The sequence below is a fragment of the Snuella lapsa genome (assembly GCF_039539345.1).
GTDB classification, from domain to species: Bacteria; Bacteroidota; Bacteroidia; order Flavobacteriales; family Flavobacteriaceae; genus Snuella; species Snuella lapsa.
In genome coordinates this window covers 1-3,014 of the sequence record NZ_BAABCY010000002.1, presented here as the reverse complement: position 1 = coordinate 3,014, position 3,014 = coordinate 1, and the positions used below count along the sequence as shown (strand labels likewise).

The 3,014-nt window shown below is 38.4% G+C and carries 2 protein-coding genes; both read left to right on the top strand.

The features are described 5' to 3' along the window. Positions 1-2,007, top strand: a 2,007-nt coding sequence (locus ABD792_RS00130; protein WP_345003652.1) for a DUF7507 domain-containing protein, incomplete at its 5' end; no start/stop codon positions are given. Between the two features lie 71 nt (positions 2,008-2,078). Beyond that, positions 2,079-3,014: hypothetical protein (locus ABD792_RS00125; RefSeq protein WP_345003651.1), on the top strand; the 936-nt coding region annotated here is incomplete at its 3' end.

Sequence of the window (3,014 nt, the reverse complement as noted above, 5' to 3'; positions counted from 1 at the left end):
TTGGAGAACACAGGTAACACGACGGTTTACAGTCCAGTAGTTAGCGATCCTCAGGCAGATGCGGGAAGCATTACGTTTGTAGATGGTGACACGGACAACGATGGCGTATTGGATGTGGGCGAGACGTGGAACTACACGGCGACCCATACGATCACTCAGATAGATATAGACAGTGGCAGCTTTACCAATACGGCTACGGCCGATGGTAGTGCCGACACTGATGGGGACGGAATAGGCGACACGCCGGTGACGGACGACGACCCGGATACTGTAACGGCTGTTCAGACAGCATCTATAGAGCTTATCAAAAGCATAACAAGTGTAACATCATCTGGACCTGATGGCCCAGAGGGCGATATCATTAACTATAGCTTTACGGTAACTAATACAGGTAATGTAACGGTTGAGAATATTGTAATAACAGATCCTTTGTTGCTATTCCCTCAGGGTACGATTATAGGAATTCCTATTGCAAGTTTGGCTCCAGGCGAAAGTGATTCAACAACCTATACAGGAGCTTATGAAATTACTGCTGCTGATGTTGATGCGGGAGGTGTAGAGAATAGTGCAATAGCCTTAGGTGATAGTCCAAATGGTACGGATGATGTAAGTGATGTTTCCGACACGGGTACAGACGCTGAATTAAATACTGTTAGTGATCCACCATCTGAGGAAACACTTGATTTAGATAATGTTAATGGAGACAATAATGATGGAGATCCAACAAATGATCCTACTGCATATCATATTCATAAAATAGACCTTAGCTTAACTAAGGAGGTTGATGTCACTACTGCAAGTGTAGGGGATACAGTAACCTTTACGGTAACTGTTAACAATGCCGGTCCGGATAGTGCCACAAATATAGACGTTTTGGATACGTTACCATTTGGATATGATTATGTAGCAGCTTCAATTTCAAGTGATGTTGGCGCTACGGGAGCGTTGATATCGACGGATGATTCCGATAACCGCCTTCTTCTATGGATGATCGACCGATTGGATAGTGGAGAATCGGTAACACTATCGTTTGAGGCTACGGTAACATCAACAAATGATTATGAAAATGGGGCCGAAATTACCGCAGCCGACCAATTTGATGTTGACTCTGATCCTACAACAGGTATTGGCATAGATGATTTAGGAGATGGTATTGTTGATGATGATGAAGATACTGCGGCTATTTCATTGTGCATAGATTTTGAGTTATATGTGTTCTTGGAAGGATCATTGATTGATGACCAAGGAGTTGGTACTTACAGCACAATAATGCGTACCGATCTTAACGATCTACGATTGTTGCCTGGACAGACCAGTGGAGATCCATTCTTTGGCTCACAATATATTCCAGCTTTAGGAGCGGCTGGACAAGTGTATAACATTTTACCTTGGAATTATAGTGGGAATGAAGGCTCATTCTATGATTCTTATGGAGATGTTGCCAACGGTGATGCTGGTTATCCTAGCACTGTAACTGATTGGGTATTGGTGTCATTGCGATCAGATCCAACTAATGGATCCGAAATACTATGTCAACGTGCCGGATTGCTGCATAATGATGGTAGAATTGAGTTTGTAACTGGCGCCGATTGTTGTACCTTAGATTTAGATCAATCATATTATGTTGTAGTTGAGCACAGAAATCACCTTATCGTAATGTCTCATGAAGCAGTTCCTATTGTTGATGGCGTTTTGACGTACGACTTTAGAAACAAGCAATCATATGACGTTGATTTCTTTGGAGAAGGACGTGTAGGTCAGAAGGAGGTATTACCAGGTGTGTTTGCAATGTACGCTGGAAATGGAGACCAGGGAGATGGTACGACCATTAATGGTGAAGACACTGATATAAATACAAACGACTTTAATGTGTGGTCGTTTAATGAGAATATTTTTAAAGTATATAATATTGGTGATTATGATATGAATGGAGATGTCAATTCCAATGACTATAATTTATGGCAGCGTAACACGAATGTGGCTTTATCAGCGGTACCAAGAAATTAATTAATGTAATCAGTAGGTTAGCCAATAAGAAAAGGTTGGCCTACTGATTTTAATTATAAAGTTTGTTTAAAATGAAAATTAATATAAAAATGAAATCGGTAGTCAAAAGAGAAACAATCAATGGTTGTATAATTCTATTGCTCATAATGGTAATGAGTTTTAGTAGTGCCCAAAATAGTGCAAAAATGAAGTGGTCTGTGGGTGAAGTTTCAGTGGACTGTGAAAGTAAACAAATATGTTATCCAATTATGATCCAGTCTAATGAAGATAAAACATTATTGTCTTATACCACATTAAGAATGTTTTATGATTCCGAAGTAATTGGTAATCTTCAAATTACTAATAAAGAAAATGGATATCAGATAGGGTTGGTTATGGAAACTTTTCCAACAATTGGAGATGAATTCGGTTTTCAAACCGATAAGGGGGGGTTTCCTCGTATTTCATTGGCCCCAAATAAATCAAACTATTTGCAAGTTCAAAAAAATAGACCAACACATGTTTTCGATTTATGCTTTACTATAAATGAATCCCCTATACCTGACAAGTTATATGCTCCTTTAATTTTTGACAACACGCATACTAGCAAAGAAAAAGGAATAAAAAATGATACAGGATATTTTGAAGGAGATGCAGGAATTGCCACACAGTACCTAATAGAAGGAATTGATTTTATTTTTGAAGCTGATGACGAGGCAGACCATTTTAATTGGATTGGAGATCTCAATTTTGAGGGTAAGTTGAACAAGCAAGGTCAAGCAGTAGGTAGAAAGAGTAAATCTCAGTTTGTAAAAACGAGTTGTGATTATATTCCAATGGAAGATATTTATACATTGGATGGGGTAGATATTGTGTTTGAGGCTTATCCTAACCCTTTTAGGACTAATGTCAATCTTAACTATAATATTCCATTTGACACAGATGTTTCAATTCAAGTTTATACATTAAGTGGTTTTTTATTAAAAAGTCATGAAAATAAAGCATATGAAAAAAATACAGAAGCATCC